We start from the raw sequence: 19,484 nt of genomic DNA, 5'->3' as shown, positions 1-19,484 counted from the left end.
CAACCGGCATGGGCAAGCCCGTCGTCTACGGCGCGGACTACAGCGTCTATGTGCGCATCGTGCGGCTGGTGCTGGAGGAAAAGGGCGTCGGCTACGAGCTCGTGCCCGTCGACATCTTTGCCGCGGACGGCATTCCCGGCTGGTATTTCGAGCACCAGCCGTTCGGCCGCATCCCGGCCTTCGAGCATGACGGCTTTCGCCTCTACGAGACCGGCGCGATTGCCCGTTATGTCGACGAAGCCTTTGGCGGCCCGGCGCTGCAACCGGTCGAAGCCCGGCCTCGAGCACGCATGAACCAGATCACCAGCCTGCTCGACGCCTATGCCTACAGGACCATGGTCTGGGATGTCGCGGTCGAGCGGCTGGAAACAACGCCGCCCGACGAAGCCGTGATCGCCAACGGGTTGCGGCAGGCAAGAATGGCATTGCAGGCGCTCTCCTCGCTGAAAGCTGAAGGGCCTTGGCTGTTGGGAACGGACCTGACGCTGGCCGACCTGCACGCCGCACCGATCATCGGCTATTTCGTCAAGGTCGCCGAGGGACAAGCCCTGCTGGCCGAGTTTGCCGAGATCCAGAATTGGTGGACCCGCATTGCGGCGCGTGCGAGCGTTGCCGGCAGGCTGACTTAACTCTCGAGCGCATTCATGGCCAACTCTCACCAGGACGCACTGACGGTGGCCAGAATAGTCAGAGTCAACCACGCCGGCGAGTACGGCGCGATCAGAATCTATTCGGCACAGATTCTTGTCGCGAAGCGTTTCTGGCCGGACTGCGTGCCGTCTTTGTCGGAGATGCTTGGGCACGAGCGCACCCATTGCGCGTCTTTCCATGCAGCCATGCCACTGCGAAATTCCCGACCGTGTCGCGTGATGCAATTCTGGAGCTGGGGCGGCTGGCTGCTGGGTTTCCTCACTGCCCTGCTCGGCCCGCAAGGCGTCTGGGCCTGCACCGCAGCTGTCGAAGCGGCGGTGCACCGCCATCTCGATGATCAGCTGTTCTTTCTCACCGGACGCGATCACGAGTTGCACGGCATCATCCTGTCCATCCGCGAAGAAGAGCTTGCCCATCTCCGTCACGCCGAAGAGCAGCTGACCTCGCCTGGACCGTTGCTGAACCGCCTGCGCGCAGCGATCTCCGTTACCACCGACTGCCTGATTTGGCTGTCGACCTGGGGGGACTCGACGCGAATGACGCGTGCCCTGAAGGCATCAAGGCATCTCTGATGAGCGCTATGCCGTTCTAGCGCCGCCTCTTTGGGGCCACTGCCCTGCGCCATCGGGCCGCCGCCCGGCCCTAACGCCATACCGTGATCTGGACACCTGGCTCAGGCGAAGCAGCCACCGAATTGGCAAGCCGCTCAATCGGGAAGGTAGATCTCCGCCTTCATGAAGGTCTTCGCACGGCCTGTGATCAGCACGCGATCTCCGGCCAGTTCGCATAGCAAATGCCCGCCGCGCTGCGAGCATTGGAATGCCGACAGATGCGTCTTGCCGAGTTTTTCAGACCAGTAAGGCACCAGCGTCGCATGAATGGAGCCGGTTACCGGATCCTCGGGAATGCCCGCCCCAGGCACGAAGTAACGGGAGACGAAATCGTGGGCTCGCCCAGGCGCGGTAATAACCAGGCCGAGAGGATGAAAACGTCCGATCCTGAGCAGATCGGGAACGAAAGATCGCACGGTTGTCTCGTCGGCAAGCTCGACAAACAGGTTCTCGAAATTGCGGAAGCTCGCAACCGGCCGCTGAGGCAATATCGCTTGCAGCGCCGAGTTCAGCTCTTCCTCGACGGGCTGCGGCGGAAAACAAGGCAGATCGAGCTGATAGCCCCCTTCCCACCGGGAAACCCGCAGCTCGCCGACCCGGGTGGCGAAGGCCATTTCGCCCTGACCATTGTATTCCGTAGCCAGCACATGGGCGGCCGCAAGAGTGGCGTGGCCGCAGAAGTCGACTTCATGGACCGGCGTGAACCAGCGCAAATCCAACCTTTGCCATTCGGCCGCACAAACGCGGTTTCAGCAAGATTGTTTTCGTTGGCAATGGCCTGCATTACCTGCTCCGACAGCCATTCCTCTAAAAGGAGAACGGCGGCAGGGTTACCCTGGAAGGCCCGTTCGGCAAAGGCATCGACCTGATACATCGTCAGCGTCGGCATATCGGCCCTCAAAGATATCCGCTGGGCGACGCGCCATTTCGGCCGTGCCGCCCCCGGTGCAGGTTCACGCCGCTTCGAGAGCCGCCTTCACCGCAGCGATCGCGTCTTCGGCCTTCGAGGCGTCCGGGCCGCCGGCCTGAGCCATATCGGGTCGCCCGCCGCCGCCCTGCCCGCCCAATGCCGCGGACGCGACGCGCACCAGATCGATGGCGCTGAAGCGGCCGGTCAGATCATCGGTGACGGCGACGACGACGCTTGCCTTGTTGTCCTCGCCGGCGCCGACAAAGACGACGATGCCGGAGCCGAGCGACTTCTTGCCGGCATCGGCCAACGGCTTAAGATCCTTTGGCGAGACGCCCGATACCGCCTTGCCGAGAAAACCGACACCGGCAATGGTTTCGTTTTCCGCCGGCACACCGGCTGGCGAGCGATCGCCCAGCGCCAGCTTCTTGCGCGCCTCTGTCAGCTCCTTTTCGAGCTTCTTGCGTTCGTCGAGCAGCGCCTCGACGCGGGCCGGCACATCGGCCGGCGATATCTTCAGCGCGGCGGCGGCCGCCTTCAGCCGCTTGTCCTGTTCGTCGAGATGCTTTCTGGCCGCCTCGCCGGTCAACGCCTCGATGCGGCGAACGCCGGCAGCGACCGCGCTGTCGGACAGGATGCGCACCAAGCCGATATCGCCGGTCGCCCTGACATGCGTGCCGCCGCATAGCTCGACCGAATAAGGCCGGTTGGCCTTGGCGCCATGCAAGCCCGTGCCCATCGAAACGACGCGCACTTCATCGCCATATTTCTCGCCAAACAGCGCCATGGCGCCTTCGGCAATGGCGTCGTCGACAGACATCAGCCGCGTGGTTACAGGGCCGTTCTGAACGACGATCTCGTTTGCCATGCGCTCGACCTCTTCGAGCTCGTCGGGCGAGATCGGCTTGTTGTGGGAGATGTCGAAGCGCAGACGCTCGGGCGCAACCAGCGAGCCCTTCTGCGCCACATGGGTACCCAGCACCTCGCGCAGCGCCTCATGGATCAGATGCGTGGCGGAATGGTTCGCGCGCAGCCTGGAGCGACGCGCGTGGTCCACCTTCAGCTCGACGGTCGCGCCCGTCTTGACCGTGCCGGTAGCCACCTTGCCGAGATGGACGAAAAGCCCATCGGCCTTCTTCTGGGTATCGGATATCTCGATCGAGAACCCGTCGCCCGAAATGACGCCGGTGTCGCCCATCTGGCCACCGGACTCGCCATAGAACGGCGTCTGGTTGACAACCACGGCAACGGCGTCACCTTTGCCGGCGCTGTCGACGGTCTTGCCGTCCCTGACCAGCGCCTGGATGAGGCCTTCCGCCTGCTCGGTCTCATAGCCGAGGAACTCGGTGGCGCCGGCGTTCTCGCGCACCGGAAACCATACCGTCTCGGTCGCCACGTCGCCGGAGCCGGCCCAGCTTTTGCGCGCCTCCGCCTTCTGCCGCTCCATCGCCTCGGTGAAGCCGGCAAGGTTGACCGAGATGTTGCGCTGGCGCAGCGCGTCCTGCGTCAGATCGAGCGGAAAGCCATAGGTGTCGTAGAGCTTGAACGCTGTCTCGCCATCCAGCATGTCGCCGGAGGCCAGCTTTTCCGTCGCCTCGGAAAGCAAGCCCAAGCCGCGCACCAGCGTCTTGCGGAAACGAGTTTCCTCAAGCTTCAGCGTTTCGGTGATCATCTGTTCGCCGCGCACCAGTTCCGGGTAGGCTTGACCCATCTCGCGGACCAGTGCCGGCACCAGGCGCCACATCAGCGGATCGCGGGCGCCGAGCAACTGCGCGTGGCGCATGGCGCGGCGCATGATGCGACGAAGCACGTAGCCGCGTCCTTCGTTGGACGGCAGCACGCCGTCGGCGACCAGGAAGCAGGACGAACGCAAATGGTCGGCGATGACGCGGAACGATGCGACGGTGCCCGCATCCGGACCTTTGCCAAGCGCCGACGACGCAGCGTCGATCAGGTGGCGGAACAGGTCGGTTTCGAAGACGCTTTCAACGCCTTGCAGGATGGATGCCATGCGCTCGAGGCCCATGCCTGTGTCGATCGACGGACGCGGCAGGTCGACGCGCTCGTCCTTCGTCACCTGTTCGTACTGCATGAACACCAGGTTCCAGAATTCAAGGAAACGGTCGCCATCCTCCTCGGGGCTGCCAGGAGGGCCGCCCCAGATATGCTCGCCACGGTCGATGAATATCTCCGAACACGGCCCGCAAGGTCCAGTGTCGCCCATTGCCCAGAAATTGTCCGAAGTCGCGATGCGGATGATGCGATCGTCCGAAAGGCCGGCGATCTTCTTCCAGTACGAGGCCGCCTCGTCGTCGGTGTGGTAGACGGTGACCAGCAGCTTGTCCTTCTTCAGCCCGAACTCCCTGGTGATCAGGTTCCAGGCAAGCTCTATGGCCCGCTCCTTGAAATAGTCGCCGAAGGAGAAATTGCCGAGCATCTCGAAGAAGGTCAGGTGGCGCGCGGTGTAGCCGACATTGTCGAGGTCGTTGTGCTTGCCGCCGGCGCGAACACTCTTCTGGGCAGTCGTGGCGCGCGAATACGGCCGCTTCTCCAGACCGGTGAAAACGTTCTTGAACTGCACCATGCCGGCATTGGTGAACATCAGCGTCGGGTCGTTGCGCGGCACCAGCGGGCTTGACGCGACGACCTCGTGACCTTCCTTGCGAAAATAGTCGAGAAATGCCGACCGGATCTCGTTGACGCCACTCATGAATACTGCCTTTTCGAGAGAACCGCCGGCTGCCGGCGGAAAATAGACATGGCCTTTTAGCGGTCGCACCGCAGCCTGTCCAGAAACACCAAATGGTCTCAAATCCCGGCTTTCACCAGCGCCTTGAAATGCGTCTGCCTCGCCGTCAAACGCGAACCGCCGGCCATGGGCCGGCGGTTCGAAACGCATCGATTACGCAAACTCAAAATCAAAACATCAAATCGAAACCTGGCTGAGGCTCAGCGAGGCGTCGCTTGCCCTACATCACCCCAGCGTCGTCCTCGAAACCGTCGTCGCTGCTTTCGGAGCCGCCGTTCTCAAGGAATTTCTCAGCAATCAGCCCGGCATTCTGCCGTAGCGCCAGCTCGATCTCGCGCGCCGTGTCGGGATTGTCGCGCAGGAACAGTTTTGCGTTTTCGCGGCCCTGGCCAAGACGCTGCGAATTGTAGGAGAACCAGGCGCCCGACTTTTCGACCACGCCCGCCTTGACGCCGAGATCGACCAGCTCGCCGGTCTTCGAGACGCCCTCGCCATACATGATGTCGAACTCGACCACCTTGAAGGGCGGCGCCAGCTTGTTCTTGACGACCTTGACGCGGGTCTGGTTGCCGACGACCTCGTCGCGATCCTTGACCGAGCCGATGCGGCGGATGTCGAGGCGGACCGAGGCATAGAATTTCAACGCATTGCCGCCGGTCGTCGTCTCGGGCGAACCGAACATGACGCCGATCTTCATGCGGATCTGGTTGATGAAGATGACCATGGTGTTGGAGCGCGAGATCGAGGCGGTGAGCTTGCGCAGTGCCTGGCTCATCAGGCGGGCCTGCAGGCCGGGCAGCGAATCGCCCATCTCGCCTTCGATTTCCGCCCGCGGCGTCAACGCCGCCACCGAATCGACCACCAGCACGTCGATGGCGCCGGAGCGCACCAGCGTGTCGCAGATCTCCAGCGCCTGCTCGCCGGTATCGGGCTGCGAGATCAGCAGGTTTTCGAGATCGACGCCGAGCTTGCGGGCATAGACCGGGTCGAGCGCGTGCTCGGCATCGACGAAGGCGCAGATGCCGCCCTTCTTCTGGGCTTCGGCCACCGTGTGCAGCGCCAGCGTCGTCTTGCCCGAGCTTTCCGGCCCGTAGATCTCGACGATGCGGCCGCGCGGCAGGCCGCCGACGCCAAGCGCGATGTCCAGCCCAAGCGAGCCGGTCGGCACCGTTTCGATCTCGACGACCTGCTCGTTCGCGCCGAGCCGCATGATCGAGCCCTTGCCGAAGGCACGCTCAATTTGCGACAGCGCCGCATCCAGAGCCTTTGATTTGTCCACCGCTTTGTCCTCTACAAGCCGCAAAGAATTCTGAGCCATGATACATCACCCCGTGGTCGTCAATGGAGGCCGGACAATCCCGCAATCCTTAAAAGAATGTACCTCATTTGTTCTCATTTGTCAATGAGCACCAAGGATTTGAAAAATAACGCATATCCCTATTTGTTCTATTTTTGTTTCGCAATTATTGCTTCGGATGTATCTCACCTCGCATGCGGCGCCGTTGCCGTTACCGACCGAATCGGACCCGCGATTGCAGGGTTCCGCCCGGCGACCTAGTCTCCCCGGGCAACAGCTAAAGGGCATTTTGACGGCATGATCAAATCCTCGACGATCCTGGCCGTGGGCGGCGCCTATATCGAGCGGCGCGGCCGGGTTGCCGGCGCCTTCGTGCCAGCAGCGTCTAATCCGGGCACGATGCGCGAGCATGTCGGCGGCGCCGTCTTCAACGCCTTGCGCTGTGCGGTGCGCCGCGGCGTCTCGGCCTCGCTGCTTTCGGTGCGCGGCGGCGATGCCCTTGGCGACACGGTCTTACGCGCCGTCACCGAGGCCGGCATTGCCGACCTGTCGGCGGTGTTCCTCGACCGCGCGACGCCAAGCCATACGATGCTGATCGACAGCGACGGCGGGCTGATCGCCGGCCTTGCCGACATGGTGCTCTACGAACTGGCGCTTCCCAAGCAGATCCGCCGTGCCAAGGTGCGGGAAGCGATCGGTTCGGCCGACGCGGTGCTGTGCGACGCCAACCTGCCGTCGACCGCGCTGGAGCGGCTGGCGGCACTCGCCGCCGGCAAGCCGGTGTTTGCGCTTGCGGTCTCGCCCAACAAAGCGGCGCGGCTGACGCCGGTGCTCGACCGTCTGGCGATGGCCTTCATGAACCGGCGCGAGGCCGGCATGCTCGCCGGCGTCCAAATCGATCAAGGCATCGTCGACGGCCTGAGACGCGCCGGGCTGAAAAGCGGCGTGATCACCGCCGGCGACGAACCAGTGCTCGGTTTCGACGAATTGGGCGCGTTCTCGATCTCGCCACCGCCGCTGCAAAAGCGGACCGATGCTGCCGGCGCCGGCGACGCATTGGCAGGCGCCACGATCGCTGCCCTGCTGCGCGGCCTGACGCTGCGCGCGGCACTGCGCGAAGGCATTGCCGCAGCTATGCTCGTCGTCGAGAGTGCCGCCTTCACCAGCGCTGGCTTTGCCGAGGCGCTGGCGCTCGTGCCCGAGGCGCGGGACCTGGCATGAAGTGCGGCCCGGAATTGCCGAAGCATGACGCAGCCTATTTGCCGGCGCGCCGTGCTGCCTCGTAGGCGCGGCGCGACCAGATCGCCATCTCGTCGGGATCGTCGAAGGCGCTGTCGGGAACGCTCCAATAGGGCATCGACACGAGCTTGCCGTGGCGCGAGCCGGTATAGGTCCATTGCCGGCAGCCGGCCGCTTCGAAATCCGGGGCGCTTTCGGCGTCGGCCTTCAGCATCAATTCGCCACCGATGACGATGGCGACGATGACGCCGTCGAAATAGATGCCCTTGCCGCCGAACAGCTTGCGGATGCTGACCGGGCCGAGGCCCTCGAAAAGCTCTTCTATGCGCTCGTTGTCCATGCGGCGATCATGTCACCCGGATTTCCCCTTGTCATCGCCGCAACCGGCGCCATCCTGACAAAGTGCAAATCACTTTCGTCGGAGTTTCTCATGCCGCTTCTGCTCAAAGGGTCCTGCCGGTGCAATGCCGTGCGTTTCGAGGTGGAAAGCCACACGCCGGTGCCGTTCATGCTGTGCTACTGCTCGATCTGCCGCAAGCAGCAGGGCGGCGGCGGTTTTGCCATCAATCTCGGCGCCGATTACGAGACGCTGAAAATCCAGGGCAAGCGCCATCTCGGCGTCTACCGCGCCGAGATCGAGGACGACGAGCACCCGCAACGCGAGATCTCGACCGGCGAGCGGAACTTCTGCACGAAATGCGGGACGGCACTCTGGCTCTACGATCCGACCTGGCCGGAGCTGGTGCATCCGTTTGCCTCGGCGATCGACACCGACCTGCCAAAGCCGCCGGAGAAGGTGCATCTGATGCTGAAATACAAGGCGAACTGGGTCGAGCCGGATATCGGCAAGGGCGACAAGGTCTTCGATGTCTACCCGGAGGAGTCGATCGCAGACTGGCACAAGCGAACGGGGATGTGGGTGGATTAGTTGCTCCCGGCCTTAGGTCGGTGCGTGAGAGCCACCCAGCGCTCTATCTGCGCCACATCCACCCCACTGCGTTGGGCCGCAACCAAGGGATGATCTGCATCATGCAGAAACACCTTCGGACGCTGATCACCGGGCTGAAATACAACATTGGCATGCAGATGCAACGAGCCGGGATACTCAGGAATGTTGTGCATCAGATATCCAAAACAGAGTTCTTCTTCATACTGGCCACTGTCATATCCATCTCGGTATAGATCCCAGCTTTTTTCCGAGACCGACATCCATACGCCGAAACAGAACTCGCTGGATAGCTGAGGCACTGGCAGAGGCAGCAAGCAACGAACAAACCGATCTGTTACCCCCGACGCACGGCGCACCTCGCAGAAATCTTCATTCTTGCGAAAGGTCGCTCGAGCGGCATCGTCAAGCGTGTCCGTGTCCACGGGCGCACCGAACGCCATATCTGTTGGAAGCCCGGTATATTCCTGACCGCAACAGGCACACCGCCAGCGATATGCCTCGGCACTCATCACCAGAGACGCTAAGCCGCGCTTGCTTCGCGCGCCTCGGCCAGTGCCTTCAGATCGGCCGGCTTCAATTCGACCGATTCGCCGCAGCCGCAGGCCGAACTCTGGTTCGGATTGCGGAAGGTGAAGCCGGTGCGCAGCGTCGTCTGCTCGAAGTCCATCTCGGTGCCGAACAGGAAAAGTGCTGCCTCCGGCGCGACATAGACATGGGCGCCGTCGCGCTCGATATGGTCGTCCTTGGTGTTGGGCTCGGTCACCAGGTCGACCGTATATTCCATGCCGGCGCAGCCGCCCTTCTTGATGCCAAGGCGAATGCCATGCGCATTCTCACGGGTCGCAACGATCTCGCGCACCCGGTCGGCGGCCTTTTCGGTCATCGTGATGACGGCAAAGCGTCCCATATTTTCCTTCTCCATTGCGCGCAGGTTCAAGGCCTGCCGAATGATTCCTCACCTAAAATGGTGAAGTTTTGTACCCGGCGCAAGTGCGCCAGCCTCTGGCTGGTCGGATGCTAGTACCACCCCACCGCCACCTGCGCCTCTTCCGACATACGATCGGGCGACCAGGGCGGATCGAAGGTCATGTTGACCTCGACGCCGGAGACGCCTTCGACGGCGCCGACGGCGTTTTCGACCCAGCCCGGCATTTCGCCGGCCACCGGGCAGCCCGGCGCGGTCAGCGTCATATCGATCTTGACCGAGCGGTCGTCTTCGATGTCGATCTTGTAGACCAGGCCGAGCTCATAGATGTCGGCCGGGATTTCCGGGTCGTAGACCGTCTTCAGCGCCGAGACGATGTCGTCGGTCAGCCGCGCCAATTCGTCGGCGGGGATTGTCGATCCGGAAACCGCCGCATTGGTCGTCGCTTCCGAATTGGTCTCGGCGGTGTGGCTGGCATCATCCATGATCGTCACCCGAAGAATTTTCGCGCTTTTTCCAGCGCATCGGCCAAAGCATCGACTTCGGCCCTGGTATTATACATGCCGAACGACGCTCTGCATGTGGATGTTACGCCGAAGCGTTTCAACAGCGGCTGCGCGCAATGCGTGCCGGCGCGGACCGCCACTCCCTGCCGGTCGATGACCATCGACACGTCATGGGCATGGATACCCTGCAGCTCGAACGAGATGATGGCGCCCTTTCCGGGCGCATCGCCGAAGATGCGCAGCGAGTTGATGGCGCGCAGTTTTTGATGCGCATAGTCCTTCAAATCGGCCTCGTGCGCGGCGATGCGCTCGCGGCCGATCTTTTCCATATATTCCAGCGCCGCACCGAGCCCGATTGCCTGCACGATCGGCGGCGTGCCGGCCTCGAAACGGTGCGGCGGATCGTTGTAGGTGACGATGTCTTGCGTCACCTCCTCGATCATCTCGCCGCCGCCCATGAACGGGCGCATGCGCTCCAGAATATCCTTCTTGCCATAGAGCACGCCGATGCCCGACGGGCCATAGACCTTGTGGCCGGTGAAGACGAAGAAATCGCAGTCGAGATCCTGCACGTCGATCGGCATATGCACGGCGCTCTGGCTGCCGTCGACCAGCACCGGAATGCCGCGCGTATGGGCGATGCGCACGATTTCCTTGATCGGCGTCACCGTGCCCAGTGCATTCGACATGTGGGTTATGGCAACCAGTTTTGTCCGGTCGGTCAGCCGCTTTTCGAATTCCTCGATGTGGAAGACGCCGAGATCATCGACCGGCACCCAGACCAGTTTGGCGCCCTGCCGCTCGCGGATGAAATGCCACGGCACGATGTTGGAATGATGCTCCATGATCGACAGCACGATCTCGTCGCCTTCGCCGATGTTCGGCATGCCGAAACCATAGGCGACCGTGTTGATCGCCGCCGTGGTGTTGGAAGTGAAGACGATGTTGTCGGTGCTCGGTGCGTTGAGGAAACGGCGCACCGTCTCGCGAGCCCTCTCATAGGCGTCGGTCGCGGCATTGGACAGGAAATGCAGGCCGCGATGGACGTTGGCATATTCCTGGGAATAGGCGTGCTGAATAGCGTCGAGCACCGCCTGTGGCTTCTGCGCCGAGGCGCCATTGTCGAGATAGACCAGCGGTTTGCCGTAGATTTGCCGCGACAGGATCGGGAAGTCGCGGCGGATCGCCTCGACGTCGTAGGGGATGTTTTCGACTTTCTGGTCCATTACAAGCTCTCTCGAGGCACCGCCTCATTCCGTCCAGCACCCCTCATCCGACCGAGCTTCGCTCGGCCACCTTCTCCCACAAGGGGAGAAGGAAGAGCGCCTCTCCTTCTCCCCTTGTGGGAGAAGGTGGCGCCGAAGGCGACGGATGAGGGGTGTTGGCACCAACCCCTCAGTCACCTCTACCCGTGCGTCAAAAACCAATCGTCGAGCCGTGCTTCCAGCGCCTCGACGATGGCCTCGTCGTCCAGTTCCTCGATCACCTCGGCGACGAAGGCCTTGACCAGCAGGCCGCGCGCGGTCTTCTCGTCGACGCCGCGCGCCATCAGGTAGAACAGATGGCTGTGGTCGATCTCGGTGACGGTCGCGCCATGGCCGCAGACGACGTCGTCGGCGAAGATTTCGAGCTCCGGCTTGGTCGAGAACTCGCCGTCATCCGACAGAAGCAGCGTGTTGCAGGCCATCTTGGCGTTGGTCTTCTGCGCATATTGGTGGACGTTGATGCGGCCCTGGAAGACGCCGCGCGCCTTGCCGGTCACCACGTTGCGGATGACTTCGGTCGAGGCTGTGTGCGGTACGGCGTGGTCGAGCACCATAGTGACATCGGTATGGGTATCGCCGGCGAGCAGATTGATGCCGCGCAAGGTGAATTCGGCGCCCTCGCCGGTCGTCTTCACAACGACCTCCTGGCGGACAAGCCTACCGCCGGCATTCATGACGAACAGCGTCAGTTTCGAATTCTTGCCGAGATGCGCCTTGAACTGGGCAAGGTGCGTCGCCGTATCCGGCTGCTCCTGCACGACCAGCCAGGTCACTTCGGCGCCCTCGCCAAGCACAAGCTGGCTGACCGAACTGACCAGCGCCGCCCCCTCGCCTGCCTGGCGTTCGACGACGACAGCCTTGGCGCCGGCACCGACACGGACGGCCAGCCGTACATGCGTCTGTCCACCGGCCTGCAAATTCTGCAATTCGAGCGGCTTGTCCAGTTGGGCACCGTCGGCGATATCGACGAAATAGCCGTCGGCGACAAAGGCGGTGTTGAGCGCGCCGATGGCATCGTCGCTGCCATAGGAATCCAACCCCGGAGCGATGCTGCCGTCGGTCAGCTTCTCCGACAGGCGCTGTACGGCAACGCCTTCGATACCGGGCAGTTTCGTACTCGAAACGCCGTTCAGCACCGGCAAAACGCTGGAGCCTTCGACGATCGGCGCAATGGCTTTCGCGACCGCTGCCGGATCGAAGTCCGGCACCGAGGTCAGCAGCCGGCGCAGGTCCGTATAGTGCCAGGATTCGATGCGCCGCGTCGGCAGGCCGCTCTTGATCGCCTCGATGGCGTCGTCGCGCTTCAGCATCACCGCGCCGTCGCCGGGCAGCAGCGACAGCCGCTCGCCAAAGGCGTCGATCAGCGCCGATTCGGCTAATGTCCGCTGGGGTGTCGTGTGCATATTCATCAGTATCGCCTTGTTTGGCTTGCCTTCCGGGCCCGCTTGCATCTCACGCGGCTTGCCCGATCACGCCGGCATAGCCATTGGCCTCGAGGTCGAGCGCCAGCGACTTGTCGCCCGACTTGATCACCTGGCCCCTGTAGAGCACGTGCACCGTATCCGGGACGATGTATTGGAGCAGGCGCTGGTAGTGGGTTATGACGACAATGGCCCTATCCGGCGAGCGCAGCGTGTTGACGCCGTCCGCGACGATCTTCAGCGCATCGATATCGAGTCCGGAATCGGTCTCGTCGAGGACACACAGCTTCGGCTCGAGCAGCTTCATCTGCAGGATCTCGGCGCGCTTCTTCTCGCCGCCGGAAAAGCCGACATTGAGCGGCCGCTTCAGCATCGCCATGTCCATGTTGAGCGAGGCGGCAGCTTCCTTTACGCGCTTGAGAAATTCCGGGATCTTCAGCGGTTCCTCGCCACGCGCCTTGCGCTGCTCGTTCATCGCCACTTTCAGGAATTCCATCGTCGCCACCCCCGGTATCTCCATCGGATACTGGAAAGCGAGAAAGATGCCGGCGGTTGCGCGCTCGGCTGGATCCATTTCGAGGATCGACTGGCCGTTGTAGAGGATGTCGCCCTCGGTGACCTCATAATCCTCGCGGCCGGCAAGGATATAGGACAGCGTCGATTTCCCCGAGCCGTTCGGCCCCATGATCGCGGCGACCTCGCCGGCCCTGACCGTCAGGTTCAGGCCGCGGATGATCTCGGTGCCGTCGTCGACGATACGGGCATGGAGGTTTCTGATTTCAAGCATTTTTCTTCTTTCTACTACATCGCAAGGCAGTCGATCTGGCCATTGGCCGTTCGACCCTTCAATTCGTCCTAATCGAGAACTGATGAATCGGCCCTACATCATCGACAGTCAGAGCGTCTGGCTTTTGCCAGACAAAGTACACGGCCAATATGGCGGTAGCCACCCAGCACACGAGTCCAACAGCCATTACCTTTCGGCTACTCTTCATCATCATCAGCCCACGCTGCCCTCGAGCGAGATCCCGATCAGCTTCTGCGCCTCGACCGCGAACTCCATCGGCAGCTGCTGGATGACGTCCTTGACGAAGCCGTTGACGATCAGCGCGATCGCCTCTTCTTCCGGGATGCCCCGCTGCATGACGTAGAACTTCTGGTCCTCGGAAATTTTCGAGGTGGTGGCCTCATGCTCGAACTGCGCCGTCGAATTCTTGGCTTCCATGTAGGGCACGGTGTGTGCGCCGCACTGATCGCCGATCAGCAGGGAATCGCAATTGGTGAAGTTGCGGGCGTTGGTCGCCTTGCGGTGGGCCGAGACCTGGCCGCGATAGGTGTTCTGCGAGAAGCCGGCGGCGATGCCCTTGGAGATGATGCGGCTCGACGTGTTCTTGCCCAAATGGATCATCTTGGTGCCGCTGTCGACCTGCTGATAGCCGTTGGAGACGGCGATCGAATAGAACTCGCCGCTGGAATCGTCGCCGCGCAGGATGCAGCTCGGATATTTCCAGGTGATGGCCGAACCGGTCTCGACCTGTGTCCACGAAATCTTCGAGCGATGGCCGCGGCAGTCGCCGCGCTTGGTGACGAAATTATAGATGCCGCCCTTGCCTTCGGCGTCGCCGGGATACCAGTTCTGCACCGTCGAATATTTGATTTCGGCATCGTCGAGCGCGATCAGCTCGACCACCGCGGCATGAAGCTGGTTCTCGTCGCGTTGCGGCGCCGTGCAGCCTTCGAGGTAAGAGACGTAAGCCCCCTCCTCGGCGATGATCAGCGTGCGCTCGAACTGGCCGGTATTCTTCTCGTTCATGCGGAAATAAGTCGACAGTTCCATCGGGCAGCGCACGCCCTTGGGCACGAAGACGAAGGAGCCGTCGGTAAACACGGCCGAATTCAGCGTCGCGTAGAAATTGTCGGAGGTCGGCACGACAGAACCGAGATATTTCTTCACCAGTTCCGGATGCTCGCGGATGGCTTCCGAGATCGAGCAGAAGATGACGCCGGCCTGCGCCAGTTCCTTCTTGAAAGTGGTGACGACAGAGACGGAATCGAACACCGCATCGACGGCGACGCGGCCCGACTTGTAGACGTTGTCGCTGGCTTCCTCGAGCTCCGACGCATCGGTCTTCTGCACGCCGGCGAGGATTTCCTGTTCCCTGAGCGGAATGCCGAGCTTCTCATAGACCTTCAGCAGTTCGGGATCGACCTCGCTGAGCGAAGTCGGCCCCGGCGTGCTCTTGGGCGCGGCGTAATAATGGAGGTCCTGGAAATCGATTTTGGGATAGTGGACGCGCGCCCATTTCGGCTCGTCCAGCGTCAGCCAGCGGCGATAGGCTTCCAGGCGCCATTCCAGCATCCAGGACGGCTCGTCCTTCTTCGCCGAAATGAAGCGGATAATGTCTTCGCTCAGGCCCTTGGGGGCCTTGTCCATCGCGATTTCGGTCTGGAATCCGTATTTATACTGGTCGACATCGATCTTTCGAACTCGATCGATCGTCTCCTGCACAGCAGGCATCAGCGTTCTCCATCCACGCCGGGGTCAAGGCCCGGCAGTTTTCAAACTATGGCACCGCAAACGAGCACCCATCAGGCACCCGAGGCGGCGTACGTTTCATATAGTGCGTTCATGCCGGAAATTCACCCGGCCAAATTCGAACGCACGGCTCTACCAGGCCGCAAGGCCCAAACGTTCCGTTGCCGCGCTCAGGCGGCCTTTTCGCTGTTTGCCTTTTCCTTACCGGCTTGGCGCGCGACGATCGTCGCCAGCGCCGAACGAAACAGCTCAATGTCTTCAGCGCTAGTCGCGTGGCCGATGGACACGCGCAACGCGCCGAGGCCGTCACCGTAACCCATGGCTTTCAGCACGTGACTCGGCCCGACTTTGCCCGACGAACAGGCCGATCCGGCCGACAGCGCCACACCGGCCAGGTCGAAGGCAATCTGCGCCGTCTCGGCCTTGATGCCGGCAATAGCGAAGAATGTCGTATTGGCAAGCCTTGGCGCGCCGGTCCCGAAGATTTCGGCGTCCGAAACAAGCGTTTTCACGATCGCCTCGATTTCGTCGCGACGCTGCCGCACCGTTTCGATCGTTTGCAAGCCGGCAGACGCCTCTCGCGCCGCCGCGCCAAACCCGGCAATCGCCGCCAGGTTTTCGGTGCCGCCGCGATGGCCTTTTTCCTGGCCACCGCCGCTGACCAGCGGCTTTGGCATCATCAGGTCCGACGCCGCGACAATGGCGCCGACGCCCTTTGAGCCGCCGATCTTGTGCGACGAGAGAATCAGATAGTCTGCGTAACCCGCTGACATATCGAGCGGAATGCGGCCGGCCGCCTGCACGGCATCGACCACCAGGATGCCACCCGCCGCCTTGACGATTTCGGCAATGCGGCCAACCGGCTGGATCACGCCGGTCTCGTTGTTGGCGGCGTGTATCGCCACCAGCGGCAAGCCTTCGGCCTTGTCATGCTGGGCGAGAGCCTCGGCCAAAACGTCGAGCCTGACGACGCCGTCGGCGTCGACGCCGATCCGCATTACCTGCCCCGTGGGGAAACGCCCGCCGTTCAGCAGGCAAGGATGATCGGCCTCAGACACATAGAGCCGGCTCATACGGACAGCGCCGCGCCCCATTTGCCAGTCCGGCGTCAGCAGCGTCGAGGCCGCTTCCGTCGCGCCGGAGTTGAATACGACATGCTCGGCCCTGGCGTTGACCAGTCGCGCCACGTCGCGCCTGGCGTCCTCGATCAGCCGCCGTGCAGCGCGGCCCTCGGCATGAACCGAGGACGGGTTGGCGGCAACGTCGAGCGCAGCCACCACCGCCGCGCGCGCCGAGGCAAGCAGCGGCGCGCTGGCGTTGTAGTCGAGGTAGGCGCGTGCTCCGGCCATTTCTGTCCAACTGGTCCCTTCAAAAGCCGTTCCGCGAAGATAGCGCGTTATTTCCTTGAAATTGCAAGGCAAGACGTCCTATTTACGCGGCTTGCGGCGCGGGTGGCCGAGCCACAATTTTTGGCCGCCCAGTTTTGAACAATTCTAAACTAGCTTCTAGAAAGACGCTCGCCCTGCGTCAAGGCCTAGGGAAGACTGGGGCCAGAGGAAGAGTTGTTCCGGGCGCCGCGCAATTTATGCCAAGTGGAGTATTTCATGCCTGAGGTCATTTTCACCGGTCCGGCCGGCCGCCTGGAGGGTCGTTATCAGCCCTCGAAGGAAAAGAGCGCGCCGATTGCCATCGTCCTGCACCCGCACCCCCAGTTCGGCGGGACGATGAACAACAAGATCGTCTACGACCTCTTCTACATGTTCCAGAAGCGCAATTTCACCACGCTGCGCTTCAATTTCCGCGGCATCGGCCGCAGCCAGGGCGAGTTCGACCACGGCACCGGCGAATTGTCCGACGCCGCCGCGGCGCTCGACTGGGTGCAGTCGCTGCATCCGGATTCCAAGAGCTGCTGGGTTGCCGGCTATTCGTTCGGCTCGTGGATCGGCATGCAGCTTCTGATGCGCCGGCCGGAGATCGAGGGCTTCATCTCGGTCGCGCCGCAGCCCAATACCTATGATTTCTCGTTCCTGGCGCCATGCCCGTCGTCCGGCCTGATCATCCACGGCGACGCCGACAAGGTCGCGCCGCCCAAGGACGTGCAGGGCCTGGTCGACAAGCTGCACACGCAAAAGGGCATTACCATCACCCAGAAGACCCTGCCCGGCGCCAACCATTTCTTTGCCAACCATGCGGAGCTTCTGATCGAGGAATGCGCGGACTATCTAGATCGCCGGCTGGCTGGGGAACTGTCCGACCCACGGCCGAAGCGGCTGAGATAATCGGCGATGTACCAACCGCCTCACTTCCAGGAAACACGGCCGGACGTCCTGCACGGGCTGATCCGGGCGCATCCGCTTGGCCTGCTGGTGTCGAACGGCGTCGAGGGGCCGGTCGCCAACGCGATTCCCTTTCTTCTAGACGCGGATGTGCCACCGAACGGCAGGCTGCGCGCCCATTTGGCCAAAGCCAATCCGCAATGGCGGCTTTTGGCCGACAATCCCCCGGCGCCGGTGCTGGTCGTCTTCCAGGGCGCCGATGCCTATGTGACGCCGTCCTGGTACGAGACCAAGCGTGAAACCGGCAAGGTGGTACCGACCTGGAACTACGCCATCGTCCAGGTGCGCGGCAGCGTCACGGTGATCGAAGACCAGGATTGGCTGGCCGAGCAGATTTCCGATCTGACGATGTCGCAGGAGGGCAGCCGCTCGGCGCCGTGGGCGGTGACCGACGCGCCGGCACCCTTCATCCAGTCGCAGATCAAAGGCATCGTCGGCCTGGAGATCGAAATCACCGAAATCAGCGGCAAATGGAAAGTCAGCCAGAACCGCCCGGCCGCCGACCGCGTCGGTGTCGCCGAGGGGCTCGAGAGCGAGACTGCCGATTCGGCCGACATGGTCCGGCTGGTAAGGTCTTACGGCGGGCTGGACGGGAAGTAATCCGGATTGCTTGCTCGACCGGTTCAGGCCGCGGTGGCGGGCTCAATCGACCTTGGTCATCGCCGCCTTGCGCTCGTTGGCGATCAGCCAGAGATTGCGGATGTAGATCAACAGGCCCATGGCCTGGCCGGCGATGAACACCGGATCCTGACGCTGGATGGCGTAGATCAGCAGCAGGCCGCCGCCGAACAGCGAAAAGAACCAGAAGGCGATCGGCACGACGCTGCGCTTGGCCTTTTCCGACGCTACCCACTGCACCAGAAAGCGCATGGTGAAGAAGAACTGGGCGACGAAGCCAAGCAGAACCCAGGCATCGAATTGCTTGACGAAAACATCGTGAAGCCAGGTCGCCAATTCCTGAAGCACGTTACCCATGCCTGATTTCCTCTACTTTGGGCATTCTGCGGCGCCTGCGGCGCAGCCACCAGACGCCGGCAAGATCAAGCACGCCCTGCAGGCCGCGATCGAAGATGCCGTAATTCGATTTGCCGTGACGGCGGGAGCGGTCGACGACGTCGCAATGGACGACGCGGTAGCCCTCCTGGATGACCAGCGCCGGAACAAAGCGGTGGGTGCCGTCGAAGAACGGCAATTTCCGCAAAATGTCGGTATGGATCGCCTTGAGGCCGCAGCCGGTATCCCGCGTCTCGTCGTGCAGGATGGCCTTTCTCAGTCCGTTGGCGAAACGCGACGCCAGCTGCTTAATCTTGCTGTCGCGGCGCTTCAGACGCTGTCCCTGCGCGGCCCCGACTTCGGGACCAGCCTGCCGGAGCGCGTCAATCAACACTGGGATATAGCCGGGGTCGTTCTGGCCGTCGCCGTCGATGGTGGCGACGATATCGCCGCGCGCCGCCCAGGCGCCCGAACGCACCGAGAGCGACTGGCCAGCGGATTTCGCATGCCTGAGATGGCGCAGCGGGAACGCGCGAAGCGCTGCCTGGGCGGCGAGCACCGAAGGGGTATCGTCGGTTGAGCCGTCATCGACGACGATGACCTCGAAGTCGCGCCCGGCCATCGCGGCGCCGATCTCGTCGAGCAGAAGCGGCAGGTTCGCCGCCTCGTTCCGGCAAGGAATGACGATGGATATCTCCGGCATCTCGACTCTGTCATAGGATATGGCATTCGATCGATGCCGTGCGGTCCAGCGGATGAGACCCGTTGGCGGCGCCTCATTACGCCAGCCGAAACGATGACGCAAGCAGGCCGCACGCTTGGGGTTCTCCCTTCTCCCCTTGTGGGAGAAGGTGGCCGCGCGAAGCGCGGTCGGATGAGGGGTGCTCCAGCTTGGCATCGACGGCGCTCCGGCCAACACCCCTCAACCGTCTTGGCGCTGCGCGCCAATCCACCTTCTCCCACAAGGAGGGCTTTGCATGAAGGGTGTGCTTAACCTGATTGGCCTACTGGGCGTCTTTTGAAGGCGTCTAAGGCCTCGCCCTGTCGCCCTGGCGCGGCATCGACCGGCATCATTGGCCCGATCGGCTCGATTTTG

Annotated in this window: 19 protein-coding genes and 1 pseudogene; 6 read left to right on the top strand and 14 right to left on the bottom strand. The window is 62.5% G+C overall.

Annotated features, from left to right (window positions below; genetic code table 11):
* The first annotated feature begins 8 nt into the window (after positions 1–8).
* Positions 9–629 carry a glutathione S-transferase family protein gene (locus NKJ15_RS24595; RefSeq protein WP_352541441.1) on the top strand — a complete coding sequence of 207 codons (621 nt, stop codon included), beginning with the start codon at positions 9–11 and terminating at the stop codon, positions 627–629.
* A 15-nt stretch (positions 630–644) separates the two neighbouring features.
* Entirely contained in the window at positions 645–1,223 is a 579-nt protein-coding gene (locus NKJ15_RS24590; protein ID WP_352818093.1) for a demethoxyubiquinone hydroxylase family protein, read from the top strand.
* Between the two features lie 134 nt (positions 1,224–1,357).
* Here NKJ15_RS24590 and NKJ15_RS24585 read toward each other — a convergent pair.
* The 3 genes and pseudogenes from NKJ15_RS24585 to recA all read right to left on the bottom strand — a co-directional run bounded on the left by NKJ15_RS24585 (position 1,358) and on the right by recA (position 6,239).
* Positions 1,358–2,136, bottom strand: a pseudogene (locus NKJ15_RS24585) (PhzF family phenazine biosynthesis protein).
* 79 nt (positions 2,137–2,215) lie between these two features.
* Complete coding sequence (gene alaS / locus NKJ15_RS24580) at positions 2,216–4,882, bottom strand: alanine--tRNA ligase (RefSeq protein WP_352818207.1); 2,667 nt, start codon at positions 4,880–4,882, stop codon at positions 2,216–2,218.
* Positions 4,883–5,141: 259 nt separating this feature from the next.
* A complete protein-coding gene (gene recA / locus NKJ15_RS24575) occupies positions 5,142–6,239 on the bottom strand; it encodes a recombinase RecA (protein ID WP_023674696.1) in 1,098 nt (365 codons plus the stop codon).
* 276 nt (positions 6,240–6,515) lie between these two features.
* Between recA and NKJ15_RS24570 the strand changes: the two genes are divergently transcribed.
* Positions 6,516–7,439: a PfkB family carbohydrate kinase gene (locus NKJ15_RS24570; protein ID WP_352818091.1), complete on the top strand. Its 924-nt coding sequence runs from the start codon at positions 6,516–6,518 to the stop codon at positions 7,437–7,439.
* Positions 7,440–7,473: 34 nt separating this feature from the next.
* On the opposite strand, the gene NKJ15_RS24565 is transcribed toward NKJ15_RS24570, so the two are convergent.
* The gene (locus NKJ15_RS24565) at positions 7,474–7,797 is read right to left on the bottom strand and encodes a TfoX/Sxy family protein (RefSeq protein WP_352541445.1); all 324 of its coding nucleotides are present in this window, start codon (positions 7,795–7,797) and stop codon (positions 7,474–7,476) included.
* 90 nt (positions 7,798–7,887) lie between these two features.
* Here NKJ15_RS24565 and NKJ15_RS24560 point away from each other — a divergent pair, with 90 nt between their 5' ends.
* A complete protein-coding gene (locus NKJ15_RS24560) occupies positions 7,888–8,385 on the top strand; it encodes a GFA family protein (RefSeq protein ID WP_352474723.1) in 498 nt (165 codons plus the stop codon).
* Here NKJ15_RS24560 and NKJ15_RS24555 read toward each other — a convergent pair.
* The 8 genes from NKJ15_RS24555 to NKJ15_RS24520 all read right to left on the bottom strand — a co-directional run bounded on the left by NKJ15_RS24555 (position 8,382) and on the right by NKJ15_RS24520 (position 16,408).
* Positions 8,382–8,915 carry a DUF2199 domain-containing protein gene (locus NKJ15_RS24555; protein WP_352474721.1) on the bottom strand — a complete coding sequence of 178 codons (534 nt, stop codon included), beginning with the start codon at positions 8,913–8,915 and terminating at the stop codon, positions 8,382–8,384. The two genes, NKJ15_RS24560 and NKJ15_RS24555, sit on opposite strands and share 4 nt — an antisense overlap.
* Before the next feature lie 11 nt (positions 8,916–8,926).
* Entirely contained in the window at positions 8,927–9,313 is a 387-nt protein-coding gene (gene sufA, locus NKJ15_RS24550) for a Fe-S cluster assembly scaffold SufA (protein ID WP_352474720.1), read from the bottom strand.
* Between the two features lie 110 nt (positions 9,314–9,423).
* A complete protein-coding gene (locus NKJ15_RS24545; protein ID WP_352474719.1) occupies positions 9,424–9,816 on the bottom strand; it encodes an SUF system Fe-S cluster assembly protein in 393 nt (130 codons plus the stop codon).
* Between the two features lie 5 nt (positions 9,817–9,821).
* Positions 9,822–11,063 carry a cysteine desulfurase gene (locus NKJ15_RS24540; protein WP_352818089.1) on the bottom strand — a complete coding sequence of 414 codons (1,242 nt, stop codon included), beginning with the start codon at positions 11,061–11,063 and terminating at the stop codon, positions 9,822–9,824.
* Between the two features lie 179 nt (positions 11,064–11,242).
* Complete coding sequence (sufD, locus tag NKJ15_RS24535) at positions 11,243–12,511, bottom strand: Fe-S cluster assembly protein SufD (protein ID WP_352818087.1); 1,269 nt, start codon at positions 12,509–12,511, stop codon at positions 11,243–11,245.
* A gap of 43 nt (positions 12,512–12,554) precedes the next feature.
* The gene (gene sufC / locus NKJ15_RS24530; RefSeq protein ID WP_352474716.1) at positions 12,555–13,310 is read right to left on the bottom strand and encodes a Fe-S cluster assembly ATPase SufC; all 756 of its coding nucleotides are present in this window, start codon (positions 13,308–13,310) and stop codon (positions 12,555–12,557) included.
* A 213-nt stretch (positions 13,311–13,523) separates the two neighbouring features.
* Positions 13,524–15,041, bottom strand: a complete 1,518-nt coding sequence (gene sufB, locus NKJ15_RS24525) for a Fe-S cluster assembly protein SufB (RefSeq protein ID WP_023674685.1) — start codon at positions 15,039–15,041, stop codon at positions 13,524–13,526.
* A 188-nt stretch (positions 15,042–15,229) separates the two neighbouring features.
* Positions 15,230–16,408, bottom strand: a complete 1,179-nt coding sequence (locus tag NKJ15_RS24520) for a cysteine desulfurase family protein (RefSeq protein WP_352818084.1) — start codon at positions 16,406–16,408, stop codon at positions 15,230–15,232.
* Positions 16,409–16,663: 255 nt separating this feature from the next.
* Between NKJ15_RS24520 and NKJ15_RS24515 the strand changes: the two genes are divergently transcribed.
* On the top strand, positions 16,664–17,338 hold the full coding sequence (locus tag NKJ15_RS24515) for an alpha/beta hydrolase (protein WP_023674683.1): 675 nt from the start codon (positions 16,664–16,666) through the stop codon (positions 17,336–17,338).
* Positions 17,339–17,344: 6 nt separating this feature from the next.
* Positions 17,345–17,995, top strand: coding sequence for an FMN-binding negative transcriptional regulator (locus NKJ15_RS24510; RefSeq protein ID WP_352501565.1), 651 nt, complete (start codon positions 17,345–17,347; stop codon positions 17,993–17,995).
* Positions 17,996–18,037: 42 nt separating this feature from the next.
* On the opposite strand, the gene NKJ15_RS24505 is transcribed toward NKJ15_RS24510, so the two are convergent.
* Both NKJ15_RS24505 and NKJ15_RS24500 read right to left on the bottom strand, forming a co-directional pair.
* The gene (locus tag NKJ15_RS24505; RefSeq protein WP_023674681.1) at positions 18,038–18,370 is read right to left on the bottom strand and encodes a lipid-A-disaccharide synthase N-terminal domain-containing protein; all 333 of its coding nucleotides are present in this window, start codon (positions 18,368–18,370) and stop codon (positions 18,038–18,040) included.
* A complete protein-coding gene (locus NKJ15_RS24500) occupies positions 18,363–19,091 on the bottom strand; it encodes a glycosyltransferase family 2 protein (protein ID WP_352575977.1) in 729 nt (242 codons plus the stop codon). Before NKJ15_RS24500 ends, NKJ15_RS24505 begins: the two co-directional genes overlap by 8 nt.
* Between the last annotated feature and the right edge of the window lie 393 nt (positions 19,092–19,484).

This window comes from Mesorhizobium sp. M0207, from assembly GCF_040321995.1.
Lineage (GTDB): Bacteria > Pseudomonadota > Alphaproteobacteria > Rhizobiales > Rhizobiaceae > Mesorhizobium.
The sequence above is the reverse complement of the archived record's forward strand: the minus strand, read 5'-3'. Positions and strand labels throughout refer to the sequence as shown.

Excerpts from the sequence above, each read along its gene's own strand:
- NKJ15_RS24570 (WP_352818091.1), top strand. The coding sequence starts at position 6,516 with ATGATCAAATCCTCGACGATCCTGGCCGTGGGCGGCGCCTATATCGAG.
- NKJ15_RS24520 (WP_352818084.1), bottom strand. The coding sequence starts at position 16,408 with ATGGCCGGAGCACGCGCCTACCTCGACTACAACGCCAGCGCGCCGCTG.
- recA (WP_023674696.1), bottom strand. The coding sequence starts at position 6,239 with ATGGCTCAGAATTCTTTGCGGCTTGTAGAGGACAAAGCGGTGGACAAA.
- NKJ15_RS24555 (WP_352474721.1), bottom strand. The coding sequence starts at position 8,915 with ATGAGTGCCGAGGCATATCGCTGGCGGTGTGCCTGTTGCGGTCAGGAA.
- alaS (WP_352818207.1), bottom strand. The coding sequence starts at position 4,882 with ATGAGTGGCGTCAACGAGATCCGGTCGGCATTTCTCGACTATTTTCGC.
- sufB (WP_023674685.1), bottom strand. The coding sequence starts at position 15,041 with ATGCCTGCTGTGCAGGAGACGATCGATCGAGTTCGAAAGATCGATGTC.
- NKJ15_RS24565 (WP_352541445.1), bottom strand. The coding sequence starts at position 7,797 with ATGGACAACGAGCGCATAGAAGAGCTTTTCGAGGGCCTCGGCCCGGTC.
- NKJ15_RS24595 (WP_352541441.1), top strand. The coding sequence starts at position 9 with ATGGGCAAGCCCGTCGTCTACGGCGCGGACTACAGCGTCTATGTGCGC.
- NKJ15_RS24500 (WP_352575977.1), bottom strand. The coding sequence starts at position 19,091 with ATGCCGGAGATATCCATCGTCATTCCTTGCCGGAACGAGGCGGCGAAC.
- NKJ15_RS24515 (WP_023674683.1), top strand. The coding sequence starts at position 16,664 with ATGCCTGAGGTCATTTTCACCGGTCCGGCCGGCCGCCTGGAGGGTCGT.
- sufD (WP_352818087.1), bottom strand. The coding sequence starts at position 12,511 with ATGAATATGCACACGACACCCCAGCGGACATTAGCCGAATCGGCGCTG.
- sufA (WP_352474720.1), bottom strand. The coding sequence starts at position 9,313 with ATGGGACGCTTTGCCGTCATCACGATGACCGAAAAGGCCGCCGACCGG.
- NKJ15_RS24510 (WP_352501565.1), top strand. The coding sequence starts at position 17,345 with ATGTACCAACCGCCTCACTTCCAGGAAACACGGCCGGACGTCCTGCAC.
- NKJ15_RS24560 (WP_352474723.1), top strand. The coding sequence starts at position 7,888 with ATGCCGCTTCTGCTCAAAGGGTCCTGCCGGTGCAATGCCGTGCGTTTC.
- NKJ15_RS24540 (WP_352818089.1), bottom strand. The coding sequence starts at position 11,063 with ATGGACCAGAAAGTCGAAAACATCCCCTACGACGTCGAGGCGATCCGC.
- NKJ15_RS24505 (WP_023674681.1), bottom strand. The coding sequence starts at position 18,370 with ATGGGTAACGTGCTTCAGGAATTGGCGACCTGGCTTCACGATGTTTTC.
- NKJ15_RS24545 (WP_352474719.1), bottom strand. The coding sequence starts at position 9,816 with ATGGATGATGCCAGCCACACCGCCGAGACCAATTCGGAAGCGACGACC.
- sufC (WP_352474716.1), bottom strand. The coding sequence starts at position 13,310 with ATGCTTGAAATCAGAAACCTCCATGCCCGTATCGTCGACGACGGCACC.
- NKJ15_RS24590 (WP_352818093.1), top strand. The coding sequence starts at position 645 with ATGGCCAACTCTCACCAGGACGCACTGACGGTGGCCAGAATAGTCAGA.